This window comes from Streptomyces sp. GL_141 (genome assembly GCF_057834385.1).
In genome coordinates this window covers 7,190,393-7,213,549 of record NZ_CM174402.1, presented here as the reverse complement: position 1 = coordinate 7,213,549, position 23,157 = coordinate 7,190,393, and the positions used below count along the sequence as shown (strand labels likewise).

Sequence of the window (23,157 nt, the reverse complement as noted above, 5' to 3'; positions counted from 1 at the left end):
GCCCGGGTCACGGCCCGGGCCGGGTTCTCCTACGTGGTGGCAGCCGCCCGCGCTAGGCGGCGGGAGGCGGAAGCACGGTCGTCGGCATGATCGAGAGCCTAGACCTTGCTCGGGTCGCGGTCCAGGGCGGCCACCGGCTCCGCGACCCCGGGCGGGACCTTCCGGGAGGTCTGCGCGATGAAGGCCCCGCCCAGCACGAGCGCGCCGCCGATGATCTGCCAGGTCGAGAGGTGCTCTCCGAGGAGCACCCAGGCCAGTACGGTCGCCACGACCGCTTCCAGGCAGGCCACCACGCCCGCGACCTGCGGCGACAGCTTGCGCACGGAGACCACGCCGGTCAGGTACGCGAACACGGTCGCGATCAGCACCACCCAGCCGAGCAGCACCGGCGCGGGCACCATCAGGTCCCCGAGCGCCGCGTCGCCGCCCAGTACCTGCCAGTCGATCTGCCAGGGGCGGGCGATCACGGTCATCACGAGGGTGCCGACGATCATGCCGTACGCGATCATGCCCATCGGGTCGGGCACGTCGTCCCCGTCGCTGCCCTGGTCGGCGAAGACGAAGTAGAAGGCCTGGCAGCAGGCGGCCGCGAGGCCGAGCACCACGCCGAGCGGGTCGAGGCTCAGCCCGGCCCAGATCTGCACCACGCAGGCGAGGCCCACGACGGCCACGGCCGCGCCGGCCGCGGCGGCCCGGGTCACGGGCCTGCGCTGCACGAAGCGGATCCAGCCGAGCAGCAGCGCGGGGCCGAGGTACTCCAGCAGGAGGGCCACGCCGACCGGGATCCGGGACAGGGAGGCGAAGTAGAAGGCCTGGACCCCGGCCACGGCGACGAGGCCGAAGCCCGCGAGCAGCAGGGGTTTGCGGCGTACGAGATCGCGATGGCGCCAGGCCAGCGGGGACAGCACGAGCGCCGCCCCGGCCACCCTGAGCCAGACCATGTGGAGGGGGTCCAGACCCGCCTCGATCAGCGGCTTCGCCGCCACACCCGAACCACCGAACGCGATTGCCGAAATGAGGGCGAGGCCCAGTCCGGCATGTCTCCCTGACGCTTGCATTCGGACATCATGGCAGGCTCCGTCAGGAGCGACGTGGCCGTGACGCCTGTTGAGACGCTCCCGAGACCGACCCGACACCGGCCGGGCCCGCACCCGCCCCGCTCCGCCCCGCCGCTCCATATCTGACAGGTCGTCAGTCTTGAATGTTGCGTCCGCCGGGACTACCTTCCGCCGCACGTACCTGACGAGAAGGGGTGGTCGCATGGCTGAAGTCACCGCGGAATCACGCATCGAGGCGTCCGCCGCGAAGCTCTGGTCCCAGCTGACCGACTGGGACGCTTACGGCCAGTGGAGCATGACCCACACCAACTTCCCGAAGGGCGGCCCCGAGACCCTGGCGGTGGGATCCACCTTCGCCGAGAACATGAAGATGATGGGCTTCCCCGCCGAGGTCCTCTGGACGGTCTCGGAGCTGGAGGACGAGCGCGTCTTCGCGATCACCGGCAAGGGCCCGATGGGCGTCGCCGTCCTGACCCGCTACACGCTGATCCCGGACGGCGGGGCCACCACCGTCCGCATCGACGGCGAGTTCACCGGCGCCGCGGTCTCCCTCATGGCGGGCAAGCTCAAGGACTCGGCCACCGCCGCCCTGAACGAGTCGCTCCGCAAGCTCTCCGGCCTGGTCGCCTGAGCACCACTCCCGAACGAGCAGGTCCGTACGCCCACGGACACGACGGCGCGCCCCGCGGGATTCCCGCGGGGCGCGCCGTCGTGTCGGGTGGCTCAGTGCTCGTCGGCCAGGATCAGGTAGAGCTTCTTGCGGGCGTCGTTGATGACGGTGAGGGCCTTCTCCCGCTGCGCGGGAGTGCCGGTCTTGAAGACCTGCCCGAAGGCCTCCATCAGGCCGAAGCCGGCCGTCCGGACCTCGTTCATCGCCTCGAAGTCGAAGCCCCGGCCGGCCTCCGCCCAGGGGGCGTCCGGGCCGGACCCGGCCTCGGTGCGACCGGCGTCGGTGAGCGTGAACAGCTTCTTGCCGCCCTCGCTCTCGCTGGTGATGAGGCCCTCGTCCTCCAGCAGCTGCAGGGTCGGGTAGACCGACCCCGGGCTGGGCTTCCACGCCCCGCCGCTGCGCTCGCCGATCTCCTGGATCATCTCGTAGCCGTGCATCGGCCGGTCGGTGAGCAGCGCCAGGATGGAGGCGCGCACATCACCCCGCCGGGCCCGGCCGCGCGGCCCGCCGCGGCCACCGAAGGGCCCGCCGCCGAAGGGCGGCCCGAACGGCCCGAAGGCGGCACGCCGCCGCTGGAACTCCTCCCGACGGTCCGGCCCGCAGTGGCCGTGACCCCGTCCGTGCTCATGTCCGTGGTCGTGTCCGTGCTGTCCGTGCGAACGCATGACTGCGCTCCTTTCCTCATTCGGTGATTCGTTGTCGCTGATGCGATGCCTCTACTATCGTTGACCCATCGCGATGCGTCAACGATATATCGGAAACTCACTCAACGAACACCCCGTGCCCGCCGGCCCGCCCGGAGGAGACGGGCGACATCGTGGAGTCCACCGAGGACCGGATCGCCGCGGCGCAGGGAGAGGTGGCCGGGAACACGGGCGGGTGACCAGTCCAGTCATCCCGAATTGGCCTTTGCAGGCGGCTCCGCCGCGTCCCTACCGTCGGTGACATGCGCATCCGAATCGTCGACGCCTTCACCGACCGCCCCTTCGGCGGGAACCCCGCCGGGGTCCTGCTCCTCGAAGGCGGGTTCCCGCCGGACGCCTGGCTCCAGCAGGTCGCCGCCGAGGTCAACCTCTCCGAGACCGCCTTCGCCCACCCCCTCCCGCCGGGCGGCGACGCGGACTGGGCGCTGCGCTGGTTCACCCCGGCCGCCGAGGTCGACATGTGCGGCCACGCGACCCTGGCCACCGCCCACGTCCTGGCCGAGAGCGGCCTCGTGACCGGGACGGTCCGCTTCTCCGCGCGCTGCGGAATCCTGGAGGTCACGGCCGCCGGGGACGGGACCCTGGTCATGGACTTCCCGACCTCCTCCCTGACCGAGGTCGATCCGGACCCCGCCGTGGAGCGCGCGCTCGGCGCCCCGGTCAAGTCGGTCCACGACACCTCGGCGCACATCGGGGACCTCGTGGTGGAGCTCGCCGACGAGCGGGCCGTACGGGAGCTCGCGCCGGACCTGGCCGCCCTCCGCGGCCACTCCCGGCGCGGGATCGTCGTCACCGCGGCGGCCGAGGACCCCTCGCGCGGCTACGACTTCGTCTCGCGCGGCTTCTTCCCCGCGCTCGGCATCGACGAGGACCCGGTCACCGGCTCCGCCCACACCGCCCTGGCCCCCTTCTGGGCAGGCCGGCTGGGCCGCACGGAGCTCGTCGGCCTCCAGGGCGGAGCCCGCACCGGCCTCGTCCGGGTCCGGTTGCTGGGCGACCGTACGCTGCTGATCGGGCGCGCGGTCACGGTCATCGACGGCGAACTCCTCACCGCACCGTAGGCGGCCGGGCACTGGGCCTACGCCGTGGGGCCTACGGGGTGGGCAGCCAGCCCACCTTGCCCGCCAGCAGGGCGTACCCGCCGAAGGCCACGATGTCGAGCAGCGCGTGCGCGACGACGAGCGGACCGACCCGGCCCCAGCGCCGGTAGGCGAGGACGAACACCACGCCCATCACCACGTTGCCGATGAATCCGCCGATGCCCTGGTAGAGGTGGTACGAGCCGCGCAGCACGGAGCTGGCGATCAGCGCGGCCATCGGCGACCAGCCGAGCTGCCCGAGCCTGCGCAGCAGGTAGGCCAGCACGATGACCTCCTCCACCACGGAGTTCTGCACCGCGGAGAGGATCAGCACGGGGAACTTCCACCACACGTCGGGCAGCGCCTCCGGCACCACCGTGAGGTTGAAGCCGGTCGCCCGCGCCCCCAGGTAGAAGGCCAGTCCCGCGCTGCCGATGCAGGCGGCGACGAGCGCTCCCCGGCCCAGGTCCCACCAGGGCCGGGTGCGGTCGAAGCCCAGTACCTTCAGCCCGGGCGCGCCCTCACGGGTCAGCAGGTGCGCGACGAGCAGGACGGGGACGAGGGCGCTCGCGATGCCGAACAGCTGCCAGGCCAGGTCCAGCCAGGGCCGGCCGGGGGCGTACGAGCCGTTGAGCGTGGCGGCCTGGTCCTTGAGCCCGCCCGGCTTGGTCAGCGAGCCGATGAAGCTGATCAGCGCCGAGACCCCGCTCGCGCCCAGGGACAGCGCGAGCACGAGCAGCGTCTCGGTGCGCAGCATCCCGCGCCCGCTCGCACGCTCGCCGAGCTCGAGCTCCCCGACCTCCGGTTCCGGCTCCGTCCGCACGCCCGTCTCCCGTCCCGCACCGCTGCGACATCTCGCGGGGCGTCCCGCCCCGATCACCCCATACTGCCTCCTCCACGGAGCAAGGGGATCACCGGGCGGGACCGGACGAGACCGCGCGGGACCGGCACGGGACCACACGGAACCGCACGGAACGCGGAATTCAGTCCACGGCCGCCGCCCCACTCGCCGGTCCGGCCGCCGCGGCGCCACCCCCCAGCCCCGCCGGCCAGGTGTGCACGGGATCGCCCCGGTGACTCAGCTCGCTGTAGCGGCGCGTGGTCGCGGCCAGCGCCGCGTCCCGCTCCAGCCCGCCCGCGAGGGCCCGGTGGTAGGTGTCCACCTGCCAGGTCGCCCCGTTCACCCGGCGCCGGCACCGCTCTTCGATGATGCCGAGGTAGTGGTCCCGGTCGGCGGGCTCGATCCCCCACGCGTCCAGTCCGGCGGCCGCCATCGGCAGCAGCTCCTCCAGCACCAGCCGGACCGCGGGCACGCTCGCCAGCCCCCCGCCCCGGCCCCGGCGCGGCCAGCGCAGCCGGGCGTCGATGCCGTAGCGGCAGGCCGCGTCGAAGTTGGCCTCCGCCTCCGCGAAGGGCAGCCGGCTCCACACCGGGCGCTGTTCGTCCGCGAGCGTCCGTACCAGCCCGTAGTAGAAGGCCGCGTTGGCGACGACGTCGGCCACCGTCGGGCCGGCGGGCAGCACCCGGTTCTCCACGCGCAGGTGCGGCACCCCGTCGGCGACCCCGTAGACGGGCCGGTTCCAGCGGTAGACGGTGCCGTTGTGCAGCACCAGCTCCTGCAGGCTCGGCACCCCGCCCTCGGCGAGCACCCGCAGCGGCTCCTCCTCGTCGCAGATCGGCAGCAGCGCCGGGAAGTAGCGGACGTTCTCGGCGAAGAGCTCGTACGCCGAGTCCACCCACCGCTCGCCGAACCAGGTGCGCGGACGCACCCCCTGCGCCTGGAGCTCGGGCGGCCGGGTGTCGGTGGCCTGCTGGAAGAGCGGGGGCCGCGACTCCCGCCACAGCTCCCGCCCGAACAGGAAGGGCGAGTTGGCGCCCACGGCTATCTGTACGGCCGCCACCGCCTGGGCCGCGTTCCACACGTCCGCGAACCGTGCCGGGGTCACCTGCAGGTGCAGTTGTACGGAGGTGCAGGCGGCCTCCGGGACGATCGACCCGGAGGTCCAGGTCAGCCGCTCGACCCCCTCGATGTCGAGGACGAAGTCCTCGCCCCGCATCATCAGGATCTGCTCGTTGAGCAGGGAGTAGCGGTCCACCGCCGAGAGGTTGGCGGTGACCAGGTCGGTGCGGGAGATCGTCGGCAGAATTCCGATCATGACCACCCCGGCGTCGACCTCCAGAGCCTGTCGGTGGGCATAGCCGAGACCCGCGCTCAGTTCCTCGGCGAGCTGGTCGAATACCCGGCCGCCGAGCCGGTGCGGAAGTACGTTCACCTCCAGGTTGAACATTCCCAGTTCGGTCTGGAAATCGTTGCTCGCAATACGCTCGAGGACCTGCGCATTCACCATTCTCGGCAACCCGTCGGCACCCGCGAGATTCAACTCGATCTCCAGCCCCATCATGTTCTTGGGGCGATCGAACCTCTTCTCCTCCAGAAGTCGCTCCAGTACCTCCAGGCACTCGTGAAGCTTCCTCCGGTACCGTTGCCGATCGGACAGGTCGAATCCGCCCGCCACGACCTTCTCCCCCATCGGAGCGTCCCTCCTCGACTGGGCCCGGCCGGCGGACAATGGCTCCGCCGCCCGGGCGCGCGTTACGGTCGATGATGCCCCGGCGGCGTGATCGATAACGCGGAAGGGGCGCGACTGGCGGGGAGCGCGCGCCGGTTTGGCCGACGGGCGCTTTGGCACATTCACCTGGCAAGCCCCTCTACGCAAATACAGCGTAGACCTTGCCGGTTACCGATAACCGACGCTTTTCAGCCGAGCCCCCATCCGGTAACCTCCGAGGTCAGCGCGGAATTTTTGCGCGCACCCGGCATGAATGCCACGTCAGCGGGACCGGTAACCGCCTTGTCGGCAATAGGCGGGACAGCTAGCCGAAACACTGCGTGAACACATGTCAGATAAACTCCGCAAGCGAGGCAGAGAGTTGGCGCGCGGTCATTGCCCCTCAGCCCCCCTCTGACCCCAGAATGCGACAGCGCCGTCCGCACCCCGTACCCGCCCCGTTCCACAGGTCTCCCAAGCGAGAGGCGACCCATCATGCCGCTGCACGTCCCTCCGGCTCCCGCGCCCGCCCTGCGCAGCGTCCTCGCGGCCCTCGGTTCCCCCACCGCCGTCCACGAGGCGCACACCCCGGCCCTGCGCTCCCTCCAGGGACCGATGACCGCCGAACTGCCGCTGCCCGTCCACGTCCTGGACCGGCTGCACATCTCCGGCCTGACCGCCGGCGGCAGGCCGCCGCGCACCCGGCTGACCGGCTGGCGGTTCCTGATCCGCAGCGGGGACCGTTACGTCGCGGCGGCCGACACCCGGCTGACCCCGGACGGATGGGCCTTCTCCCACTTCTTCGAGGGCCCCTACGTCGCCGCCACCGAACGCGCGCTGCGCCAGGCCGAATCGCTCGGCAAGAACTACCAGCCGCGCCTGCTGTCCGTACCGGAGCTGTACATGCTGACCCTGTGGCTGCACGGATCCGTGGGCGCCGATGCCTCCGCCGGCCTGCCGGCCGCCGCCGACCTCCTGGTCCCCCTCGCCCCCGCCCCGCCGGGCATCGCCGCCTACCGCCCGCACCCCGTGTCCGAGCTGCTGCCCGTACTGACCCACCGGCTCACGCCGACGGCTCCCCCGGTGCCGCCCTCCATGGCCGCGCCGGCCGCCTGAACCGGCCCCTGGCCGGTTCTGCCCATTCGGCCTAGCCCACTCGGGCCCCCCGTGAACCATCCGAAATGACAGGGGAGTTGAGCTGAACCGCCCGCACGGGTGATGCGTCATCAATCTATGAGGACAGCTGCCGGGAAATCCCTCCGGACACCGTGCCGTGGGGGAACACTGGGGACTCTGACCGAGCCAAGTCGTTGATACGGGGGGCGGCCATGAACAACGCATCGAGCCGCAGCACACAGACCACACCGCAGCGAAAGAACGCATCCATGTGCCAGCACAAGCCAGCATGCCCGTCCGCCGACTCCGCCGATCGGGAGGCCGCGCACCCCGTGGCCGTTCACCCGGAACAGGGCTGGAGCCTGCTGTGCAACGGCGTCCTGCTGTTCGAGGACACCGGTGAGCTGCTGCCGGACGGCCAGATCATCGCCCCGCACCGCCCGCTCGCGGCGACGCAGGTGATGAAGGCGGCCTAGCCGACGACGGAAACGAAAGGGGCCGGCCCAGGAGAGAACTCCCGGACCGGCCCCTTCGTCACGTCACTTCATCAGTTGTCGTACTCGTCCAGCGGCGGGCAGGAACACACCAGGTTCCGGTCGCCGAAGGCACCGTCGATGCGGCGCACCGGCGGCCAGTACTTCTCCGCGGCCGACACCCCGCCCGGGAAGACGGCCTCGTCGCGGGTGTACGGGTGGTTCCACTCGCCGCCCAGCGCCGCCGCCGTGTGCGGGGAGTTGGCCAGCGGGTTGTCGTCCACCGGCCACTCGCCGCCCGCGACCCGCTCGATCTCGGCGCGGATGGCGATCATCGCGTCGCAGAAGCGGTCGATCTCGGCGAGGTCCTCGGACTCCGTCGGCTCGATCATGAGCGTGCCGGCGACCGGGAAGGACATGGTCGGCGCGTGGAACCCGTAGTCGATCAGGCGCTTGGCGATGTCGTCGATGCTCACGCCCGTCGCCTTCGACAGGGGGCGCATGTCGATGATGCACTCGTGCGCGACCAGGTTGCCCGGGCCGGTGTAGAGCACCGGGTAGTGCGGCTCCAGGCGCTTGGCGATGTAGTTGGCGCCGAGCACCGCCACCTGGGTGGCGCGCTTGAGGCCCTCGCCACCCATCAGGCGCACGTACGACCAGGAGATCGGCAGGATGCCGGCCGAGCCCCACGGAGCGGCCGAGATCGGGCCGACGCCCGTCTCGGGACCGGCGGTCGGCTGGAGCGGGTGGTTGGGCAGGTACGGGGCCAGGTGCGCCCGGACACCGACCGGGCCGACGCCCGGACCGCCGCCGCCGTGCGGGATGCAGAAGGTCTTGTGCAGGTTCAGGTGCGAGACGTCGCCGCCGAAGTGACCCGGCTTGGCCAGGCCCACCAGGGCGTTGAGGTTGGCGCCGTCCACGTAGACCTGGCCGCCGGCGTCGTGCACCTGGGCGCAGATGTCGGCGACGTGCTCCTCGAACACACCGTGCGTGGAGGGGTACGTGATCATCAGCACGGCGAGCTCGTCGCGGTACTGCTCGATCTTGGCGCGCAGGTCGTCCGCGTCCACCTCGCCGTCGTCGGCGGTCTTGACGACGACCACCTTCATGCCGGCCATCACGGCGCTCGCGGCATTGGTGCCGTGCGCGGAGGACGGGATCAGGCAGACGGTGCGCTGCTCGTTGCCGTTCGCCCGGTGGTAGGCGCGGACGGCCAGCAGGCCGGCGAGTTCACCCTGGGAGCCGGCGTTCGGCTGAATGGAGACCTTGTCGTAGCCGGTGACCTCGCAGAGACGTTCCTCCAGCTCGGTGATGAGCGTGAGGTACCCCTCGGCCTGCTCGACCGGGGCGAAGGGGTGCAACTGGCCGAATTCGGGCCAGGTGACCGACTCCATTTCGGTGGTCGCGTTGAGCTTCATGGTGCAGGAGCCCAGCGGGATCATGCCGCGGTCCAGCGCGTAGTCCTTGTCCGAGAGCTTGCGCAGGTAGCGCAGCATCGCGGTCTCGGAGCGGTGCTGGTGGAAGACCGGGTGCGTCAGGTACTCGTCCGAGCGCAGCAGGCCCTCGGGCAGCGCCTCGGCGGTGCTCGCGTCCAGCGCCTCGATGTCCGCCGTGACGCCGAAGGCGGCCCAGACGGCTTCGACGGTGGCGCGCAGGGTCGTCTCGTCACAGGCCATGGAGACGAGGTCGGCGTCGACCTGGAAGAGGTTCACGCCACCCTCGCGGGCGGCGGCCACGACCTCGGCGGCCCGGCCCGGAACCCGGACGGTGAGGGTGTCGAAGTAGGAGCCGTGCACGACCTCGACCCCGCCGGCCGTCAGGCCCGCGGCCAGCAGGCTGGCGTAGCGGTGGGTGCGGCGGGCGATCGTCCGCAGCCCGTCCGGGCCGTGGTAGACGGCGTACATGCCGGCCATGACGGCGAGGAGCACCTGCGCGGTGCAGATGTTGCTGGTGGCCTTCTCGCGGCGGATGTGCTGCTCACGGGTCTGCAGCGCCAGGCGGTAGGCCTTGTTGCCGTCCGCGTCCACCGAGACGCCGACGAGGCGGCCGGGCAGCGAGCGGGCGTGCTTGGCCTGGACGGCCATGTAGCCGGCGTGCGGTCCGCCGAAGCCCATCGGGACGCCGAAGCGCTGGGTGGTGCCGACGGCGATGTCCGCGCCCAGCTCGCCCGGCGAGGTCAGCAGCGTCAGGGCGAGCAGGTCGGCGGAGACGGCGACGATGGCGCCGAGCGCGTGCGCCTGCTCGATGACCGGCTTGATCTCCCGCACGGCGCCGGAAGCACCCGGGTACTGGAGGAGCACGCCGTAAACGCCGCGCTCGGCGATCTCGGCCGGAATCCCCTCGCTCAGATCGGCGACGACGACCTCGATGCCGATCGGCTCGGCACGGGTCTCGATCACCGCGATGGTCTGCGGCAGCGCGTCGGCGTCGATGAGGAAGACGTTGCCCTTGGCCTTGCCCACGCGGCGGGCCAGGGTCATGGCCTCGGCGGCCGCCGTGCCCTCGTCGAGCAGGGAGGCACCGGAGGTCGGCAGGCCGGTCAGCTCGGCGACGACGGTCTGGAAGTTCAGCAGGGCTTCGAGGCGGCCCTGGGAGATCTCCGGCTGGTACGGCGTGTACGCCGTGTACCAGGCCGGGTTCTCCATGACGTTGCGCAGGATCACCGGCGGCGTGAAGGTGCCGTAGTAACCCAGCCCGATCATCGGAGCAAGGACCTGGTTGCGGTCGGCGAGCTCACGCAGCTCGGCGAGCACCTCGGCCTCGGTCCGCGCCTCGGGCAGGTTCAGCGCGGCGGTGGTCTTGATCACATCCGGCACCGCGGCTGCGGTGAGCTCGTCCAGGGAGCCGTAGCCCACATGGGCGAGCATCTTCGCCTGCGCCTCGGCATCCGGGCCGATGTGGCGCTGCTCGAAGGGGATGCCTCGCTCCAGCTGGGAGAGCGAAATGCGGTTGGCGGTCATGTACGGAGGCCTCCTGGTCGTACGACCTGCGAGGGGCACCACGGCGCGGGCACCCGGACGGCCTCCCCCTCTGTCATCACAACCTGAGAGCTTCACCGGGCCGCGCGGGGATCGCCCACGAGGACCGGCTTTCACCGTCGGTGAGGAGAGGGACCGGCACTGCGCGCCCGGTACCCGCCCCTGCTTTCCAGAGTGGCCTCACCACGTGCGGTACGTATGCCTGAGAGATTCCGGGGAGGATTTGCTCCTTCGGCGCCTCCGTCTCACTCACTCGGAGGACTCTCCCGCACAGGGTCAACAGCCGTCACCCAGCCTACCAGCGAGGATCTGCGGCCCTCCCTCGAGTGGCCCCCTCTCCGGAAATGCACTTTTGTAGTCATTACGGAGGAGTTGCGCCCCAATGGAGGGACCGGACCGTGCAGACCGACATCGATCCCCGCAGCCTGATCGGCCGCAAGGCGTTCGACCGCAATGGCACCAAGATCGGCACCGTCGACGAGGTCTACCTCGACGACGCCACGGGCGTCCCGGAATGGGCCGCCGTACGCACCGGACTCTTCAGCCGGGACGCCTTCGTCCCGCTGGAGCCCAGCGAGATGGTGGGCGACACCCTGCGCGTGCCCTTCGAACGCTCCCTCATCAAGGACGCCCCCGACTTCGGCGTCGGCCGCCACCTCTCCCCCGAACAGGAGCTGCAGCTCTACCACCACTACGGCCTGGACCTCACCCTCCCCACAGACTTCCAGCACGACTTCGGCCACAAAACCCCCGACACCCCCTGACCCCGCCCACCCACCAGCCCCTCCGACACCTGACACCCGAAGGTCCGGGACCGGCCCCGAGAACCCAAGCCCCAGGGCCGACGCTCGAGAACCAAGGGTCCAGAGCCCGGCCCGACCAGCCAAGCCCCGGGGGCGGCGCTCGAGTACCAAGGGTCCAGAAACCAGCCCGACCAGCCAGGCCCCGGCCCTTGAGAACCGACGGTCCAGAACCCAGCCCGGGGAGGCGGGGCCCGAGGGCCGGCGCTTGAGGACCGGGGGTCCGGGGGTCCGGAGGCCGGCCTGAGGAGCCGGGGCAGGCCCCTGGGAACGGCACCGCACATGGCGAGGGGTCCGGGCGGAGCCCGGGGAACGGTGGAAGGGCGGGTAGGGGACAGCCCCGCAGGGCCCGGCCCCTCCCACCCATCCCCCGCACCAGACCTCGCCCCGCCCAGCCGCACCAGAGCGCGGCGCACACTGCCGGCCGCAGCCGGACAGCGCGGCGCTGCGGAACGGCAGGACGTCCCAACCAAACTCACTCCGAAGCCGTCGAGCCCCCGACTCCCACAGCCTGGTCCCCGACCAGCGGCATCGGATCGGACGGCTCCAGCTCGGGGTCGTCCACCAGAAACGTACGCACCCGGCCCGGCTCGGATCCGGGCTGCTCGAACCGTACGGTCACCCGCCCGACCCCGCTGCCCTGCACCCACCCGGGCCCGTACACCGCATGCCGCACATCACTCCCGGCCACCCACCGCCGCTCAACCAAACCCCCGAGCCCCGGCCCAGCGACCGCACCCTGCCCGTACCCAACGCCCTGCTCCTGCCCGTGCAGATCGCCCTGCCCCTGGCCAACGCCCTGGCCCTGCCCGGCCCCGGAACCCTGCCCCGGCCCGGCAACCTCACCCTGCTCCTGCCCGTACAGGTCACCCTGGCCCTGGCCAACGCCCTGCCCCTGCCCCTGCCCCTGCCCCTGCCCCTGCCCCTGCAGGTCGCCCTGGCCCTGCCCAACGCCCTGCGCCTGCCCCGACAGGTCGCCCTGACCCTGCCCAACGCCCCGCGCCTGCCCCTGCGCGCCACCCTGGCCCTGCCCAACGCCCTGCGCCTGCCCCGACAGGTCGCCCTGACCCTGCCCGGCGCTGTCCTCTCGGCCCGCCCCGGAACCCCTGCCCGGCCCAGTCAGCTCGCCCTGCCCCTGCTCAGGGCCCTGCTGAGCCGGCCCGCCGCTCTCCCCCAGCCCCGACCGGGACCCCTGCCCCGGCCCGCCGCCCTCAGCCTGCTCCTGCCCAGCCGCCTGCCCCTGGCCCGCCCCGGCGACCCGGCTCTGTCCGGCGTGCTCGCCCGGCACCGCCGCAGCGGGGACGCCCTGCCCGGCACCCTCGGCCTGCCCCGGCCCGGCACCCCGCCCCCGGGCCGGACCCTCAGCTCCGGCCGCAGGTCGCCCCACACCCCCGCCAGACGGCAAGGCCGCCTCGGCACGATCCGCACCCGCGGCAGCGCCAGCCGCACCACCGCCACCCACCCCCGCCCCAGCCCGCGCAGCCATCGCATCGGCGAAAGCGAAGAGGTCCTCCTGCGTGTAGTCAGCGAGCCCCGTCACCCCCACCCCCAGCAGCCGCACCCCGCCCGTGGTGTCCACCGCCTCCAGCAGCCGCGCCGCCGCCTCCCGCACGACCGCGGGGTCGTCCGTGGGCCCCCGCAGGGTCTCGGAGCGGGTCAGGGTGGAAAAGTCGTACCGCCGGACCTTGAGCACGATCGTCCGCCCCGAGTGCCCCGACCCGCGCAGCCGCTCCACGCAGCGGTCCGCGAGCCGCTGCACCTCGTTGCGGATCCGCACCCGGTCGTGCAGGTCGACGTCGAAGGTGTCCTCCACCGACACGGACTTCGCATCGCGTTCGGCGACCACCGGCCGCTCGTCCACACCCAGCGCCATCCGGTACAGCCCGACCCCGTGCGAGCGCCCCACCATCCGGACCAGCTCGTCCTCACCGGCCTCCGCCAGCTCCCCCACGGTCGTGATCCCGGCCCGCCTCAGGTGCTCCCCCGTGGCCGGCCCCACCCCGGGCAGGGTCCGTACCGACATCGGTGCGAGGTGCGCCCGCTCCGTGCCCACCTCGATGAGCAGCAGCCCGGCCGGTTTGGCCTCCTCGGAGGCGACCTTGGCCAGCATCTTGGACCCCGCGAGCCCCACCGACCCGCTCAGCCCGGTCGCGGCGGCGATGTCGGCCCTCAGCCGCTCCCCGACGGCCCGCGCGGTCTCCGCGTCGAAGGCGACGCCCCCCGCCTCCAGGTCCACGAAGGCCTCGTCCAGGCTCAGCGGCTCCACGAGGGGGGACAGTTCCCGGAGCATCCCCATGACCGTGTCGCTGACCTCGCGGTACAGACTGAAGCGCGGAATCAGGCACGCGCCGTTCGGGCAGAGCCGCCTCGCCTGGGCCATCGGCATGGCCGAGTGCACCCCGAAGCGCCTGGCCTCGTAGGAGGCGGTGGCGACGACCCCGCGCGGCCCGAGCCCGCCGACGATGACGGCCTTGCCGCGCAGGCTCGGCTTCGACGCCTGCTCCACGGAGGCGTAGAAGGCGTCCATGTCCAGGTGCAGGATGGTCGGCGCGGCTCTCACAGCTCCGATGCTGCCCTACACCACTGACAATCGGCCCGAACCCGGCCCACCGCCGACCCCGGCCCACCGCCGGGGCCGGTCGGACCACCGGGGCCGGACGGACCGCTCAAAGCCGAAAGGCCGGCCGATCAGACGACCGGCCGGCCACACGACTGGCGCAAAGCCCCTCAGACGGCCCGGTTCCTCCGGGCGGCCAGCTCATCGGCCGGGTTGTGCCCGACCACCGTCTCGCCCGTGTCCACGCGCTCCCCGTGCAGCTGCGACAACGCGTTCTCGACATCGCGCCAGACCACGCCCACGGCGATGCCGAAGACACCCTGGCCACCCTGGAGCAGGCTGACGACCTGGTCGGGCGAGGTGCATTCGTACACGGTGGCGCCGTCGCTCATCAGCGTCATCCGCTCCAGGTCCGAGAAACCCCGGTCGCGCAGGTGCTGCACGGCGGTGCGGATGTTCTGCAGCGCCACCCCGGTGTCCAGGAAGCGCTTCACGATCTTGAGGACGACCACGTCCCGGAAGCTGTACAGCCGCTGCGTCCCCGACCCGTAAGCGGGGCGCACCGTGGGCTCCACCAGCCCCGTGCGCGCCCAGTAGTCGAGCTGCCGGTACGTGATGCCGGCCGCGGCACACGCCGTCGGCCCCCGGTATCCGACCTGCTCGGGTGCGGACTCGCCACCCACCGACTCGACTGACCCCACCTGCCCCACCGAACCGACCGGCGCGGGCTCCGGCTGACGGCGCGCGGAGTTCACCGCACCACCGTGCAGCGGGTACGGCCCACCGTCACTCCGTGCGGGGATGCCCCCGGTCATACCGTCGCCCGTGACTCTCACGCCGACCCTCCGTCCTTGACCTGCCACCTCGAAGGTAGGCAGTCACCAGGGGTGCGTCAACGATCGCCACACTCGGCACGCCGAGTGATAATCACCCTGAGAGTGGTTTCCCGTACCCCATTGCGGGGAAAGGCTACTCGAATGGGCTGAAATATCCGGGAGGACGGCGCGACCTGCGCCTCACTGCGGGCCGGTGCCGAAGTCCTCTGGCGAGATCTGGTCGAGGAACTCGCGGAACTTCTCCACCTCGTCCTCCTGCTCGTCCGGGATCGCGATTCCGGCGTCGTCGAGCACGCCGTCGCTGCCGAAGATCGGCGTCCCGGTCCGCAGGGCGAGCGCTATGGCATCGGAAGGCCGCGCGCTCACCTCGACTCCGCTGGCGAAGACGAGCTCCGCGTAGAAAACACCCTCCCGCAGATCCGTGATCCGGACTTCGGTGAGCTCCTCGCCGATCGCCTCCAGCACGTCCTTGAAAAGGTCGTGCGTCAGCGGCCGGGCAGGGGCCATGCCCTGCTGCGCGAAGGCAATGGCGGTCGCCTCCCCTGGTCCGATCCAGATGGGGAGGTACCGGTCGCCTCCCACTTCACGCAGGAGCACGATCGGTTGGTTCGAGGGCATTTCCACCCGGACACCCACAACGTCGAGCTCGTTCACACAGCAACCCTAGGACCTGCTCGGCAGGTTTGGGTAGTCGGGCTCCCCCAAGCCTGCCCCGAAGCCCCTCCGAAGTCGCCCGAAGTGGCCCGAAAACCCCTCGGGAATCAGTGCAGCCGGACCCCGAGAGCAGTTTGTACGAGGGCCTCGTGCAGCCGTACGGAGAGCCCCGCGAGCTCCTTCATGGTGGCCTCCGCATGGGCCCTGGTCTGCGGATTGCGGTGCCGGCGCAGCGGTGATACCACCTGTTCCACCAGACCGGCCTCCCGGTCGGCGGCGGCCTTCATCGCCCGCAGGTGGCGCGGCTCCAGACCGAATCGGCCGAGATCGGCCACCAGACGGGCCACGGTGACGGCCTCGGCGTCGAAACCGCCGCCGGGCGCCTCGGCGATGAGTCCGTACGACTCCCACTCCACGAGCTGGACCTCATCCACCTCCGCGGCGGCGATCAGCTCGGCCCGGCCCACCCGGGCCACGGTGGGCCGCTCCCGGCCCACCTCGCCGTAGAGGGCGACGGGGCTCGCGGGGTCGACGGACTCCCCGTGCGCCGTGGGCGCCGGGATGCGGATCTGCTCACCCCGCGCGAGCGCGTCGAGCTGCTCGCGGATGACCTTCAACGGAAGGTAGTGGTCGCGCTGGAGCCGCAGGACGTGGGCGAGGCGCTCCACGTCGTCGGTGCTGAACTTGCGATATCCGGAAGGTGTGCGCCGGGGCTCGACGAGCCCCTCCGCCTCCAGGAAACGGATCTTCGAGATCGTGACTTCGGGGAACTCGTCACGCAGCATCGTGAGCACCGTTCCGATGCTCACCAGCCGCACGCCCGAGGAGGCCGTACCGGCGGCGCCGCTCTTGGCGGCACCGCCTGCCGGGATACGCAGCATGGGACCTTCCCTTGAAGGGTCAGTGCCCCCGCAGGCTCGCGTAGAAGACCAGCCGGTACTTGCCGATCTGCACCTCGTCGCCGTTGTGCAGGGCGACGGAGTCGATCGGTTCACGGTTCACGTACGTGCCGTTGAGGCTGCCGACGTCGGCGACGGTGAAACCGTCGTGGCTCCTGCGGAACTCGACATGGCGCCGGGAGACGGTGACGTCGTCCAGGAAGATGTCGCTCTGCGGGTGCCGGCCGGCCGTCGTCAGCTCACCGTCCAAGAGGAACCGGCTGCCGGAGTTCGGGCCGCGCCGCACGATCAGCAGGGCGGAACCCGGGGGCAGCGCTTCCACCGCGGCCTGGGCCTCGGGGGACAGCGAGGACGACACGTGCGTCTGTCCCGACACCTCGGCCTCGTAGGCCTCCAGGCCCGAGATCGAGATGGTGGACGTGGTCTCCGAGGCTCGCTCCGGCGTCAGACCCGCCCGCAGCGGCGCCCCGCAGTTGGAGCAGAACCGGCTCGCCGCATCGCTGCGGTGCCCGCACCTGCTGCAAATCTGCTCGGCCGACATGGACGGCTCCTCGCGCCGCGGCTGCCCCGCGGAGGCATTGGTGGCATACGGGTCGGGGGCAAACCCTCCACCCGTACTTGAGGTTGATGGTTCACCGAAACCTATGCGTCCGGTACCGGCAGGGTCAACAGTCGACGCGCCGTGCGCGCCCGAAATGTCACCCGCTCCGGCGACCTCGTCGCGGAAGAGCGGCCGGTCGCCCTGCCCTTCCACGTCTCCATGCCCCGCGCGGTGCCTGGCCGCACCGCTTTCCTCGCGGTTCTTCTTGCCGAACAACTTCTCAAACAACTTCACGGGCGATTCCCCTTGACCGAAACAGACCCGCCCGTGGGGCAGGACGAACTCCGAATGCAACACCTGCCGACCCGGACATACTTACAACGTCCGTAACCATCAGACAGTTTCCACCACGCACCGCGACTTCGGTGCGTCGACCCCCCGCAGGCATTCGCCCGCGTGAGCCCGTCTCCCGCACCTCCCGCATCACGACGATGACGACCGAGCGTAGTCAGGCTGCTTCGCAGCCCGCAAGGCATCCACAACGATCTTCGCCGGACGTGTGACGCTGACGACGGCCTGCTCCTTCTCCAGCGACTGGGCGACGCCACCGGGAATGTTGAGCGCCGGCTCCAGGTCCTGCGGCTTGCCGATCACCTTGAACTCGTAGGGCTGTGTGATCTTCTTACCGTCGATCGCGACCCCGTCCTCCTCGTCCGAGAAGTACGAGTCCGCCACGATCCGCACCCCGTTGATCTGGATCGCCTCGGCCCCGGCCGCCCGCAGCTCCTGAAGGGTGTCCAGCAGCTTGTCCGACTGCACCTGGCCCTTGGGGTCCGTGATCTTCAGCACGATCCCCGGCCCCTGCGCGGCCACCGTACCGGCCAGGATCCCGAGTTGGCGCTCCTTCTCCACGGTCTGCTTCCGGGCCTCCTCGGCCTGGTTGGAGCTGCTCTCCAGCTCCCTGCGCTGGTCCTCGAGCTTCTGCTTCTCGTCCTCCAGCCGCTTGGTCCGGCCGTCGAGCTCGTCGAGGATCCGTACGAGGTCCTCCTGACGGGCTCCGCGCAGCGCGCTGGAGTCACTGTTGGACCGTACCTGGATGGCCAGACCGAGCCCCAGGACGAACAGCAGCACCGCGACGATCAGTTGGGCACGGCTCACCCGCGGCGGCCACAACCCGGCCGCCAGCCGCTGCCGCCCGGTCTGCTCGGGGACGCTCTGCTCCGGCGGCCCGGCCGGCGCGTATCCGGTGGGCGCGGCTCCGCTCTCCTCCGGAACCCGCTCCCCGGCCCCGGCCGACGGCTCCAGCGGAGGCTGCGCCTTCGGCCGCTGGGACGCGGCCCCGGGCTCCTCGGGCGGGGTGTCGTTCGTACTCATCGGCCTCACGCCCGGAACACGTGCCGGCGGATGGCCGCGGCGTTGGAGAAGATGCGGATGCCGAGGACGACGACCACACCCGTGGACAGCTGTGAGCCGACCCCCAGCTTGTCGCCGAGGAAGACGATCAGCGCCGCCACAACCACGTTCGACAGGAACGACACCACGAAGACCTTGTCCACGAAGATGCCGTCCAGCATCGCGCGCAGGCCTCCGAACACCGCGTCCAGCGCCGCGACCACGGCGATCGGCAGATAAGGCTCCACCACGGCCGGCACTTCGGGCCGGACGAGAAGTCCGACCACCACTCCGACCACGAGGCCCAGTACCGCGATCACGATGCACCCTTCTGCTGCTCTGCTGCTGTAGCCGTACGTACGGTCAGGCTCGACGCGGCCGGAAGGCGCATCTCGGCCTCGGAGGACAAGGAGTAGCGGATGCCGTAGTTCTCCTGCAGCACGTGCAGGTACTGGCCGTCCGCGGAGTCCTGGAACGCGGTCCCGAGGCGCTTCTTGTCGCCGATCGCCAGTACTTCGTACGGGGGCACCAGCGGCCTGTTGTCGACCAGTATCGCGTCACCCGCGGCCCGGATCGCCGAGAGCGACGTCAGCCGCTGCCCGTTGATCGAGATCGCTTCCGCCCCCGACTGCCACAGTCCGTTGACGATCTTCTGCATATCGCGGTCGCGGAGCCGCCCGGTGTCCGAGAAGCCGGCGCTCTCGCGCGGCTGCGAGCCGTCTCCGGTCGTCGAGCCCTTCGCGTCGTCCACCGTCAGCTTGATCCCGGGCCCGTGCACCTCGGTGGCCCCGGACAGCAGCGCCACGAGCTGGCCCTGTTCCCCACCGTGCTGCTTGAGGGCCTCGCGCTGCCGGGCGGCGACGGTGTCCCGCAGCCGCTCGATGTCCCGCTCCAGGCCGTCCGCGCGTGCGTCGGCCCGCTCGACCCGGTCGATGAGCTCGTGACGCTCCTTGGCCAGCACCGGCGCGGTCGCCCGCGCCTGCGCGGCGCCCAGGGTGACGACACTGGCGGCGAGCACGAGCCCTGCGGCGAGACCCAGTTTGGCCTTGAGGGTCCGCGGCAGGCCGGAGGTGCCCTCGGCCTCACGCCGGGCCGAGGCCTCCGCGTAACCCTCGTCGAGCGAGTGGTCCATCACGTGCGTCAGCAGCGACATGGAGGCGTCCGGCCGCGCGGGAGGTGCCGAACTGCGGTTGTGGGGCGGCTGCGACATGCCGCACATCGTCGCATGTCGGCGCCGCTCCCACCGAATGCGGACGCCCGGTGGACCGGCCGGGGCCTACGCCCCGCCCGCTCCACCGGACCTTCGGCCCCGCGCCGTTCCGTTCCGGCCTAGGCCCTGCCGTACGGGCCCCTCAGTGCCCGGCGCCGTCCACCACCGCTGCCCAGCCGTCCAGCAGCGCCTGCGCGGACGCGTCGTCGGGCCCTTCGGCCCACAGGTGGGTGACCGCCTCCGCCGGATCCGGCAGCACCAGCGCCCAGCGCCCGTCGGCCTCCACGACCCGTACCCCGTCGGTGGTGTCCACCTGCCGGTCCCCGGCCGCCTCCACGACCCGCCGCATGACGAGCCCCTTCACCGCCCACGGGGTCGGCACGTCCCGCTTGAGCACGTGCGCCCGCGGGATCCGGGCATCGATCTGGCTCAGCGTGAGCTGTGTCCGCGCCACCAGCCCGATCAACTGCACGAAGGCGGCCGAGCCGTCGAAGACGCTGCTGAACTCCGGGACGATGAAACCGCCCCGCCCGTCACCGCCGAAGATGGTGTTCTCCGCCCGGCCCACCCGGGTCAGATCGTCCGGCGAGGTAGTCGTCCACTCCACCTGGGTCCCGTGGTACGCCGCCACCTGCTCGGCGATCCGGGTCGTGGTCACCGGCAGCGCCACCTTGCCGCTGCGCTTCTCCGCGGCCACCAGGTCGAGCAGCACCAGCAGCGCCCGGTCGTCCTCGATGATCCGGCCGCGCTCGTCCACGAGGGAGATCCGCTCGCCCACCGGGTCGAAGCGCACGCCGAAGGCGGCCCGCGAGGACGCCACGATCTCCCCGAGCCGCACCAGCCCCGCCCGCCGGGACTCGGTGCTCTCGGTGGGCCGGGACTCGTCGAGTCCCGGGTTCACGGTGAGGGCGTCCACCCCGAGCCGGCCCAGCAGGCTGGGCAGCACCAGGCCGGCGCTGCCGTTGGACGCGTCCACGACCACCTTGAGCCCGGAGTCCGCGACCCCGGTGGTGTCCACGCGCCGCAGCAGCGAACCGGTGTAGGCGTCGAAGACGCTTCCCGGGAACTGCAGGTCACCGATCTCTCCGGGGAACGCCCGCCGGTACTCCTGGCGCGCGTAGACCCGGTCGAGCTTGCGCTGCTGCTGGAGGGAGAGGTCGGCCCCGCGCTCGTCGAGGAACATGATGTCGACGGAGTCCGGCACTCCCGGCGAGGTCCGCAGCACGATCCCGCCGGCGCTGCCGCGCGCGGTCTGCTGCCGCGCCACGGGCAGCGGTACGTTCTCCAGGTCCCGGACGTTGATGGCGCTGGCCTGGAGCGCCGAGATCACGGCCCGCTTGAGCGCTCGCGCACCTCGGGAGTGGTCGCGGGCCGTGGTGACCGTCGCCCCCTTCTTCAGGGTCGTCGCGTAGGCACCGGCCAGCCGGACCACCAGCTCCGGGGTGATCTCCACGTTCAGGATCCCGGTGACCCCGCGCGCGCCGAACAGATGTGCCTGCCCCCGGGACTCCCAGATGACCGAGGTGTTGACGAAGGCGCCCGCCTCGATCGTCTTGAAGGGGTAGACCCGCACGTTCCCCTGGATGATCGATTCCTCGCCGACGAGGCACTCGTCGCCGATGACGGCCCCGTCCTCGATCCGGGCGGCCCGCATGATGTCGGTGTTCTTCCCGATGACACAGCCGCGGAGATTGCTGTGCGGCCCGATGTACACGTTGTCGTGCACGACGGCCTTGTGCAGGAAGGCACCGCTCTTGACGACCACGTTCGATCCGATGACGGTGTGCTCGCGGATCTCCACGCCGGCCTCGACCTTGGCGTAGTCCCCGATGTACAGCGGTCCGCGCAGCACCGCGTCCGGGCTCACCTCGGCCCCTTCGGCGATCCACACGCCGGGGGAGATCTCGAAGCCGTCCATGTCGACCTGGACCTTGCCCTCGAGTACGTCGGCCTGGGCCTTGACGTAGCTCTCGTGGGTGCCGACGTCCTCCCAGTAGCCCTCGGCGACGTAGCCGTAGATGGGCCGGCCTTCCTTCATCAGCTGAGGGAAGACGTCGCCGGACCAGTCCACCGAGACGTCCGCGTCCACGTAGTCGAAGATCTCCGGCTCCATGACGTAGATGCCGGTGTTGATGGTGTCCGAGAACACCTGGCCCCAGGTCGGCTTCTCCAGGAAACGCTCGACCTTGCCTTCCTCGTCCACGATGGTGATGCCGAATTCCAGCGGATTCGGTACCCGGGTGAGGCACACCGTGACGAGTCCGCCCTTCTCCTTGTGGAAACGGATCAGGTCGGTCAGGTCGAAGTCGGTGAGCGCGTCGCCGGAGATGACGAGGAAGGTGTCGTCCTTCAGCGCCTCCTCGGCGTTCTTCACGCTGCCGGCGGTACCGAGTGGCTTCTCTTCGTTGGCATAGGTGAGCTCCATGCCGAGCTCCTCGCCGTCACCGAAATAGTTCCTGACGAGCGACGCCAGGAACTGCACGGTGACCACGGTCTCGCTGAGTCCATGCCGCTTGAGCAGCCTGAGCACGTGCTCCATGATCGGCCGGTTCGCCACCGGCAGGAGCGGCTTGGGCATGCTTGAGGTCATGGGACGAAGCCGAGTGCCTTCGCCACCGGCCATCACGACGGCCTTCATGTCGGAAGAGTCCTCCTTGAGAGACGGCGTCATCGCCGATCTCACCCGTCCCGGACGGTGACTGGAACACTCCTCCGCGTCAGTCAGGCGCCGAGCGAGCTCAATCGGCCGTGGCGTCCGCCTTCACGAGCCGGCGGACTTGCACCACGTAAAGGACTCCTGCCCACCAATAGAGCGTTGTACCCCATCCGGCGAACGCCCATCCGAAAACTGACCCCATCCAGGCCAACCAACCCGACCAGGTGCTGACCAGGAGGAAGGGGAACGCGTACATCAGGTTGAAGGTCGCGGCCTTGCCGAGGAAGTTGACCTGGGGCGGCGGATAGCCGTGCCGGCGCAGGATCCAGACCATGACCAGCAGCATCAGCTCACGCGCGAGCAGCGCCCCGGTGAGCCACAGCGGCAGAATCTCGCGGTACGTGAGACCGAACAGGGTGGACAGGATGTAGAGCCGGTCCGCGGCGGGATCCAGCAGCCGGCCGAGGCTGCTGATCTGATTCCATCGCCGTGCGAGCTTCCCGTCGAGGTAGTCGCTGATCCCGCTGAGCATGAGGACGGCAAGAGCCCAGCCGTCGTGCTCGGCCAGGATCAGCCACAGGAACAGGGGTACGCCTGCGAGGCGTGCCATGCTCAGGATGTTCGGAATGGTGAAAATTCGGTCAGTCTGAACCCGAGTCTCCTGGACCTCCACCCGGGGGCCTCCACTGTGACTGTAGAAATGTCGAACGATGCCCCCTGACCCTACAGGAGCCGGTGCACCGGTCCGTAAACGCAGAAAAGCCCCGTACCGGTTACCCGGTACGGGGCTTTCTACAATGATTGTTCGGCGGCGTCCTACTCTCCCACAGGGTCCCCCCTGCAGTACCATCGGCGCTGAAAGGCTTAGCTTCCGGGTTCGGAATGTAAACCGGGCGTTTCCCTAACGCTATGACCACCGAAACACTATGAAGTTAACCAACCGGATATGGACACAGTTCGTTACTTCAGAACTAACACAGTGGAC

The 23,157-nt window shown here is 70.7% G+C and carries 20 protein-coding genes, 1 rRNA gene and 1 riboswitch; of the genes, 5 read left to right on the top strand and 16 right to left on the bottom strand.

Going from position 1 to position 23,157, the window contains the following annotated elements; all coding sequences use genetic code 11:
• Positions 1-98: 98 nt before the first annotated feature.
• Positions 99-1,058, bottom strand: a complete 960-nt coding sequence (locus tag AC3IX6_RS32160) for an EamA family transporter (protein WP_489366802.1) — start codon at positions 1,056-1,058, stop codon at positions 99-101.
• A gap of 202 nt (positions 1,059-1,260) precedes the next feature.
• On the opposite strand from AC3IX6_RS32160, the gene AC3IX6_RS32155 reads away from it, so the two are divergent.
• Positions 1,261-1,689, top strand: coding sequence for a type II toxin-antitoxin system Rv0910 family toxin (locus tag AC3IX6_RS32155; RefSeq protein ID WP_266910679.1), 429 nt, complete (start codon positions 1,261-1,263; stop codon positions 1,687-1,689).
• A 92-nt stretch (positions 1,690-1,781) separates the two neighbouring features.
• On the opposite strand, the gene AC3IX6_RS32150 is transcribed toward AC3IX6_RS32155, so the two are convergent.
• Positions 1,782-2,393: a PadR family transcriptional regulator gene (locus AC3IX6_RS32150; protein WP_489366801.1), complete on the bottom strand. Its 612-nt coding sequence runs from the start codon at positions 2,391-2,393 to the stop codon at positions 1,782-1,784.
• A 281-nt stretch (positions 2,394-2,674) separates the two neighbouring features.
• Here AC3IX6_RS32150 and AC3IX6_RS32145 point away from each other — a divergent pair, with 281 nt between their 5' ends.
• Positions 2,675-3,493, top strand: coding sequence for a PhzF family phenazine biosynthesis protein (locus AC3IX6_RS32145; RefSeq protein ID WP_489366800.1), 819 nt, complete (start codon positions 2,675-2,677; stop codon positions 3,491-3,493).
• Between the two features lie 31 nt (positions 3,494-3,524).
• Here AC3IX6_RS32145 and AC3IX6_RS32140 read toward each other — a convergent pair whose 3' ends face one another.
• Together AC3IX6_RS32140 and AC3IX6_RS32135 are read right to left on the bottom strand one after the other, a co-directional pair.
• Positions 3,525-4,268: a CPBP family intramembrane glutamic endopeptidase gene (locus tag AC3IX6_RS32140; protein ID WP_489371623.1), complete on the bottom strand. Its 744-nt coding sequence runs from the start codon at positions 4,266-4,268 to the stop codon at positions 3,525-3,527.
• Positions 4,269-4,494: 226 nt separating this feature from the next.
• Positions 4,495-6,042 (bottom strand): glutamate-cysteine ligase family protein, encoded by a 1,548-nt coding sequence (locus tag AC3IX6_RS32135; RefSeq protein WP_489366799.1) that lies wholly within the window; start codon positions 6,040-6,042, stop codon positions 4,495-4,497.
• A gap of 513 nt (positions 6,043-6,555) precedes the next feature.
• On the opposite strand from AC3IX6_RS32135, the gene AC3IX6_RS32130 reads away from it, so the two are divergent.
• Both AC3IX6_RS32130 and AC3IX6_RS32125 read left to right on the top strand, forming a co-directional pair.
• Positions 6,556-7,176, top strand: a complete 621-nt coding sequence (locus AC3IX6_RS32130; protein ID WP_469688305.1) for a hypothetical protein — start codon at positions 6,556-6,558, stop codon at positions 7,174-7,176.
• Positions 7,177-7,445: 269 nt separating this feature from the next.
• Positions 7,446-7,652 carry a DUF5999 family protein gene (locus AC3IX6_RS32125; protein ID WP_112451479.1) on the top strand — a complete coding sequence of 69 codons (207 nt, stop codon included), beginning with the start codon at positions 7,446-7,448 and terminating at the stop codon, positions 7,650-7,652.
• Positions 7,653-7,723: 71 nt separating this feature from the next.
• Here AC3IX6_RS32125 and gcvP read toward each other — a convergent pair whose 3' ends face one another.
• Positions 7,724-10,609, bottom strand: a complete 2,886-nt coding sequence (gene gcvP / locus AC3IX6_RS32120) for an aminomethyl-transferring glycine dehydrogenase (RefSeq protein ID WP_489366798.1) — start codon at positions 10,607-10,609, stop codon at positions 7,724-7,726.
• A gap of 198 nt (positions 10,610-10,807) precedes the next feature.
• Positions 10,808-10,906, bottom strand: a riboswitch (glycine riboswitch).
• A 119-nt stretch (positions 10,907-11,025) separates the two neighbouring features.
• On the opposite strand from gcvP, the gene AC3IX6_RS32115 reads away from it, so the two are divergent.
• On the top strand, positions 11,026-11,391 hold the full coding sequence (locus AC3IX6_RS32115) for a PRC-barrel domain-containing protein (protein ID WP_489366797.1): 366 nt from the start codon (positions 11,026-11,028) through the stop codon (positions 11,389-11,391).
• 511 nt (positions 11,392-11,902) lie between these two features.
• Here the strand turns inward: AC3IX6_RS32115 and AC3IX6_RS32110 are convergent.
• The 11 genes from AC3IX6_RS32110 to rrf all read right to left on the bottom strand — a co-directional run bounded on the left by AC3IX6_RS32110 (position 11,903) and on the right by rrf (position 23,093).
• Entirely contained in the window at positions 11,903-13,987 is a 2,085-nt protein-coding gene (locus tag AC3IX6_RS32110) for a DNA polymerase IV (protein WP_489366796.1), read from the bottom strand.
• A gap of 167 nt (positions 13,988-14,154) precedes the next feature.
• On the bottom strand, positions 14,155-14,820 hold the full coding sequence (locus AC3IX6_RS32105) for a MerR family transcriptional regulator (protein ID WP_489366795.1): 666 nt from the start codon (positions 14,818-14,820) through the stop codon (positions 14,155-14,157).
• Positions 14,821-15,000: 180 nt separating this feature from the next.
• A complete protein-coding gene (locus AC3IX6_RS32100) occupies positions 15,001-15,474 on the bottom strand; it encodes a bifunctional nuclease family protein (protein ID WP_250745191.1) in 474 nt (157 codons plus the stop codon).
• Positions 15,475-15,581: 107 nt separating this feature from the next.
• Positions 15,582-16,355, bottom strand: coding sequence for a transcriptional regulator FtsR (gene ftsR / locus AC3IX6_RS32095; protein ID WP_489366794.1), 774 nt, complete (start codon positions 16,353-16,355; stop codon positions 15,582-15,584).
• Positions 16,356-16,374: 19 nt separating this feature from the next.
• On the bottom strand, positions 16,375-16,914 hold the full coding sequence (locus AC3IX6_RS32090; RefSeq protein ID WP_302171634.1) for an FHA domain-containing protein: 540 nt from the start codon (positions 16,912-16,914) through the stop codon (positions 16,375-16,377).
• A 483-nt stretch (positions 16,915-17,397) separates the two neighbouring features.
• On the bottom strand, positions 17,398-18,288 hold the full coding sequence (locus tag AC3IX6_RS32085) for a DUF881 domain-containing protein (RefSeq protein ID WP_489366793.1): 891 nt from the start codon (positions 18,286-18,288) through the stop codon (positions 17,398-17,400).
• 5 nt (positions 18,289-18,293) lie between these two features.
• Positions 18,294-18,626, bottom strand: coding sequence for a small basic family protein (locus AC3IX6_RS32080; protein ID WP_112452698.1), 333 nt, complete (start codon positions 18,624-18,626; stop codon positions 18,294-18,296).
• Positions 18,623-19,525 (bottom strand): DUF881 domain-containing protein, encoded by a 903-nt coding sequence (locus tag AC3IX6_RS32075; RefSeq protein ID WP_489366792.1) that lies wholly within the window; start codon positions 19,523-19,525, stop codon positions 18,623-18,625. Before AC3IX6_RS32075 ends, AC3IX6_RS32080 begins: the two co-directional genes overlap by 4 nt.
• A gap of 133 nt (positions 19,526-19,658) precedes the next feature.
• The gene (locus AC3IX6_RS32070) at positions 19,659-22,154 is read right to left on the bottom strand and encodes a sugar phosphate nucleotidyltransferase (RefSeq protein ID WP_489366791.1); all 2,496 of its coding nucleotides are present in this window, start codon (positions 22,152-22,154) and stop codon (positions 19,659-19,661) included.
• Between the two features lie 100 nt (positions 22,155-22,254).
• The gene (gene clsA / locus AC3IX6_RS32065; RefSeq protein ID WP_250745186.1) at positions 22,255-22,845 is read right to left on the bottom strand and encodes a cardiolipin synthase ClsA; all 591 of its coding nucleotides are present in this window, start codon (positions 22,843-22,845) and stop codon (positions 22,255-22,257) included.
• Positions 22,846-22,975: 130 nt separating this feature from the next.
• Positions 22,976-23,093, bottom strand: a 5S ribosomal RNA gene (rrf, locus tag AC3IX6_RS32060).
• Positions 23,094-23,157 lie beyond the last annotated feature (64 nt).